Consider the following 5,066-nt stretch of genomic DNA (forward strand, 5'->3'; position numbering starts at 1 on the left):
GCTTTGAAGGGGGATTTGCCTAGCCCTTTAAATCCGCCATCAGGCTGTGTTTTTAGAACACGCTGTCCGTTTGCCAAGGACATTTGCGCAGCAGAGGTTCCCGCTTTGAAATCTTATGGAGAAGGTAGAGAGGCAGCGTGCCACTTTATTGAAGAATAGGATGTCAAGTCTGATGAACTAATCGAGAAAGCCCCGCATTTGCGGGGCTTTTTTGTAATCTAGCTCTACGATCCGACCTTAGGTCTTGGGTCTATAGGCGTTTGCATTTTAGGGAGTATTTCTTCTAGTAAATTTGCCGCCGAAAGCAAAGGTCCGTCACCTTGTGGTTTACCAACAAGTTGTAATCCGACAGGTAATCCTGTTTTGGTGAACCCACAGGGGATTGAAATCGCGGGGGATGCCGTAAGGGTTATCGTAGAGACGATTGCTAGCCAATCAATGTAAGTTTCCAACTTCTGGCCAGCGCATTCAGTCACGTATCTTTGTTCGACAGGAAAAGGGGGCACAATGGTTGTGGGGCAAATCAGCAGATCGTATTCGGTAAAAAACTGTTGCATGGAATAGTAGATTTCGCCTCTTTTCCGCTCTGCCCATGCAATGTCTTCTGCGCTTAAAGAGCGCCCGTATTCAATGTTCCAAATAATATCCTCTTTTAGCTTATCACGATGTTGATCTAAAAGAGGACCCAGCCCAACAACAAAATCCAAGCCGCGCAAACGTTTAAATACTTCAGGGGCATCCAGAAGGTCAGGTGTTATTTCTTCGACAATGACACCTGCCGTTCCGAATTGTAGTGCTGCTCTTTTACATATTTCTGCGATCTCTGGGTCTACCGGACTGACACCGAGGTCAGGGCTGTACGCGACTTTGATTGGTTTTATTTTTTTGTTGGCAATTGATAGAAAGCTTGTTGCGGGGCTTGGTTGGGCCAGTGGGTTCATGTTCTTGAAGCCCACCATAGCATCTAATAACAAAGCGGTGTCGGCTACATTCCGTGCCATGGGACCCTGCATGGATAGAGTTTGGAACGGCGATGTTCCCGGTCCATCGGATAAGCGATGCATAGAAGGGCGCAAGCCGACGACCCCACAAAAACTTGCTGGATTACGAAGTGATCCCCCCATGTCTGAGCCATGCGCCAGCCAGGCACATCCTGTGGCAAGGGCTGCTGCTGCACCACCAGAAGAGCCCGCCGCAGATTTAGATAGATCCCATGGATTTCTTGTTGTGCCAAGTACGGGGTTGAATGTATGTGCGCCGGCGCCAAACTCTGGTGTATTCGATTTGCCGTAAACAATGGCACCGTTTGTTTCCATTGTTTCAACCAAAACATCGGACCAATCAGGAATACGATCTGCAAAAATTGGACTGCCAGAGGTAGTTCGCACGCCGTTTACGGCGGTTAAGTCTTTAATCGGCACGGGAATACCTGCCAACAATCCACGCTTTTCAATGGGTTTAGCTTCAAGTTTTTTTGCACAGTCGTAGGCGCGGTCAAAACAAAGAGTTGGCAGGGCATTAACCGAGCCATCCACATGCTGAATTCTGTCTTCAAGAGCATCCAGCAGTTCTGTTGGTTTGATATCTTTTTTTAGAAGACGATCTCTGACCTCACAGGCCGTGGCATTTATGATTTCGTTTGCGTTTTGTGCGGACATTTGTGGGCTCGGTGATACGTGATGAAAGAAAGGATTAATTAAGATAATGCTAGCTTATACCTATCCGGTTTCGTTGGTCGATAGCATTTTCGTCAGAAATGAATTGATTTGCTTTTGTGCTGTTTGTGCAAGCTGATCGGCAAGGAGTTTGAGATCCTTTTTTCTGACCGAGCTTTTCCGCCATGCCAAACCAAGCTTTCTGTGACCTGAATTTCCGTCAAGTGGGGTTAAGGCAACGTTGGTGCCCGAGAGAAGTGACGATTGGCAGGAAAGCGCAGGTAAAAGAGTGACGCCCAGACCGTTAGCAACCATATGTACCAGTGTCAGAAGGCTGGATGCCTGTAGTGTCTGTCCGGGCTTTAGCTTTGTCATATGGCAAACAGCCAAAGCATGGTCACGTAAGCAATGGCCTTCTTCCAGAAGGATAAGCTGGCTTTGTAAGGCTTGGCTTTGTAATAAATGATTGCGTTGTGCAGCGTCCATCGTGGCAATTGGATGATCAATGGGGTGGGCAAGAAGGAAGGGATCTTCGGCAAGTTCAACCCATTCAAGACTTGCTTCATTATAAGGGAAAGCCATTAAGGCTGCATCAATGGTTCCTGCCCGTAAGCGATCAATAAGCCGGGATGTTTCATCCTCTACCAGATAGAGCTTGAGGTCTCGATATTCTCTTCTTAAGCGCGGAAGGGTTTGCGGCAGAAGGTAAGGGGCTATTGTGGGAATAGCACCAAGCTTGAGATCCCCGCTTAGTGTTTCGGCACTGTGCCGTGCCATTGTCGCAATGTCTTCTGCTCCCCTTAATAACTCTAGGGACCTTTGAACAATTTCATTACCCAATTCGGTGAAGAGGACTCTGCGTTTGGTTCGTTCAACAAGTTTACATCCAAGCAAATTTTCAAGTTCTTGTATGCCAGCACTCAGGGTTGATTGAGTCACAAAACAAGCATCAGCGGCCCGTCCAAAATGGCTGTGACGCTCCAGTTCGACGAGGTATTTTAGCTGTTTTAGCGTGGGTATATGCATATTAATCGATTTTTCCAATTATTGTGATCAGAATAACTCGTTGGATCGATTTAAATCAAGGAGGTATTGTTTCTTTATCGGCCGGCGCAATTCAAACGACATAAGCAAAAACGATTTCAAACTTCACAACAGGCCGGATGAAGTAATTTTGATCAACTCTCAGCTTTTATATTATGGCTGGATAAGGAGAGAAGGTAAGCAGAATGAAAAATAAACTTACAACCGCATTCGGTGCTCCCGTTGTCGATAACCAGAATATCCAGACTGCAGGTCCACGTGGCCCGGCACTATTACAGGATGTTTGGTTCTTGGAAAAGATGGCTCATTTTGACAGAGAAGTCATTCCTGAAAGACGTATGCATGCCAAAGGGTCTGCTGCTTACGGTACATTCACAGTTACACACGACATTACGAAGTACACAAAAGCCAAAATCTTTTCCGAAATCGGTAAAAAAACCGAAATGTTCCTCCGTTTTTCCACAGTAGCGGGTGAACGTGGTGCGGCAGATGCGGAACGTGATATTCGCGGTTTTGCAATGAAATTCTATACAGAAGAAGGAAACTGGGACCTTGTCGGAAATAACACTCCTGTATTTTTTCTTCGGGACCCTATGAAGTTCCCGGATCTTAATCACGCCGTAAAACGCGATCCAAAAACTAATATGCGCAGTGCCGATAATAACTGGGATTTCTGGACAAGCTTACCAGAAGCTCTGCATCAGGTGACAATTGTCATGAGTGATCGGGGTATCCCAGCAACTTACCGTCATATGCATGGCTTTGGTAGTCACACCTTTAGCTTTATCAGCGCTGATAACGAGCGTTATTGGGTGAAATTCCACTTTAAAACCCAGCAAGGTATAAAAAATCTAACGGATCAAGAATCAGCCGAGTTGGTTGGGGAAGACCGGGAAAGTCACCAGAAAGATTTATTTGATTCAATTGAAAATGGTGATTTTCCAAAATGGACACTCTTTGTTCAAGTGATGCCAGAAAAAGAAGCAGGATCTTATCATGTTAATCCGTTTGATCTGACGAAAGTATGGCCAAAGGCAGATTATCCGTTGATTGAAGTCGGTGAATTTGAGCTTAACCGTAATCCTGAAAACTATTTTGCGGAAGTTGAGCAATCTGCTTTTAATCCGGGGAATGTTGTGCCTGGTATTAGCTTCTCGCCAGATAAAATGCTTCAAGGGCGTTTGTTCTCTTACGGTGATACACAGCGTTATCGTCTGGGTGTAAATCATAGCCAAATCCCTGTTAATGCGCCCCGTTGTCCGTTCCATTCTTATCATCGCGATGGCGCAATGCGTGTTGATGGTAATGGCGGCAGTCGTATCGGGTATGAACCTAATACAAAGGATGAGTGGAACGAGCAGCCTGATTTTGCAGAACCCCCTTTGTCGATCGAAGGTGCTGCGGATCACTGGAACCACCGGGAGGATGACGATTACTATTCTCAGCCTCGAGCTCTGTTCCAACTCATGACTGCAAAGCAACAGCAAGTGTTGTTTGAAAACACAGCAAGGGCTGTTGGCGGTGCGCGGTTGGACATTCAACACCGTCATATTCGCAACTGTTACAAAGCGGACCCTGCTTATGGTGCTGGAGTCGCCAAAGCGCTGGGGTTAAATATTGAAGAGATAGCTGCCGCTGAATAAGAAATTATTCAAAGGCAGTATGAAAGGGAAGGTCGCGCCGGGCCTTCCCTTTTTTGTATCTGGTGGTGAGGTTAAATTCTTGGAGCTAAAAACTGGATAAAATTATAAGTAATTAATGCGTGTATAGAAGAAGTATTGTTTCATTCTATTGTTGTTGGTTTCTAGGTAAAAATTCTTTTTTTGGAAATATTACAAAAATATTATGGTTAATGATCAGAATTGAATTGATCTTTTATGTTCGATTTGCTTTCTCATGTGAGAGACGGCGCTTTTGTACTGGTTTGAGGACTGTGTGAGCCCGGTAATTCAAGTTGAAATGGGCTGTGTATATGACCAGCGAGCATTATCGTAATGAACATGCTCTTACTTCGGAAGCACGAAGTAATGCAAGCAATATCTTACTCGAAAATAGTTTTGAAGCTGTTCTTGTTACTGATAACAAAGGGCAAATTCAATACACTAATCCTGCGGTCAGGAAAAATTTTGGATATGCGATAGAAGATCTTTTTTCGCAGTCGATTTTTGACGTCTTTACCGTTAGTCAAGGGAACCAGAGCAAGCTTCTCAAAATTTGCGACAATGACAACTTACCTGAGGGTGAATTTATACTACCCGGTCTTATCAAATCTAAAGACGGTGTGAAAATAGATGTACAGCTTCGATCTTTTGTAACGGAAAATTCTAAACAACGGCAGCTTACTTTTTTGGTGCGTGATATTAGTAC

Annotated in this window: 5 protein-coding genes; 3 read left to right on the plus strand and 2 right to left on the minus strand. The window is 44.9% G+C overall.

Features of this window, described 5'->3' with window-relative positions; genetic code table 11:
• A partial coding sequence (locus Q0241_RS11425) for an oligopeptide/dipeptide ABC transporter ATP-binding protein (protein ID WP_366941176.1) occupies positions 1-159 on the plus strand: 159 nt, incomplete at its 5' end.
• 65 nt (positions 160-224) lie between these two features.
• Here the strand turns inward: Q0241_RS11425 and Q0241_RS11430 are convergent.
• Together Q0241_RS11430 and Q0241_RS11435 are read right to left on the minus strand one after the other, a co-directional pair.
• The gene (locus tag Q0241_RS11430) at positions 225-1,658 is read right to left on the minus strand and encodes an amidase (protein WP_299377453.1); all 1,434 of its coding nucleotides are present in this window, start codon (positions 1,656-1,658) and stop codon (positions 225-227) included.
• 60 nt (positions 1,659-1,718) lie between these two features.
• Positions 1,719-2,681, minus strand: coding sequence for a hydrogen peroxide-inducible genes activator (locus Q0241_RS11435; protein WP_299377455.1), 963 nt, complete (start codon positions 2,679-2,681; stop codon positions 1,719-1,721).
• 203 nt (positions 2,682-2,884) lie between these two features.
• Between Q0241_RS11435 and Q0241_RS11440 the strand changes: the two genes are divergently transcribed.
• A complete protein-coding gene (locus Q0241_RS11440) occupies positions 2,885-4,342 on the plus strand; it encodes a catalase (RefSeq protein WP_299377457.1) in 1,458 nt (485 codons plus the stop codon).
• A gap of 329 nt (positions 4,343-4,671) precedes the next feature.
• Positions 4,672-5,066 (plus strand): PAS domain S-box protein (locus Q0241_RS11445; protein WP_299377459.1); only part of this gene is annotated, 395 nt, incomplete at its 3' end.

Origin of the sequence: uncultured Kiloniella sp., assembly GCF_937128705.1 — a bacterium.
Taxonomy (GTDB): Bacteria; Pseudomonadota; Alphaproteobacteria; order Kiloniellales; family Kiloniellaceae; genus Kiloniella.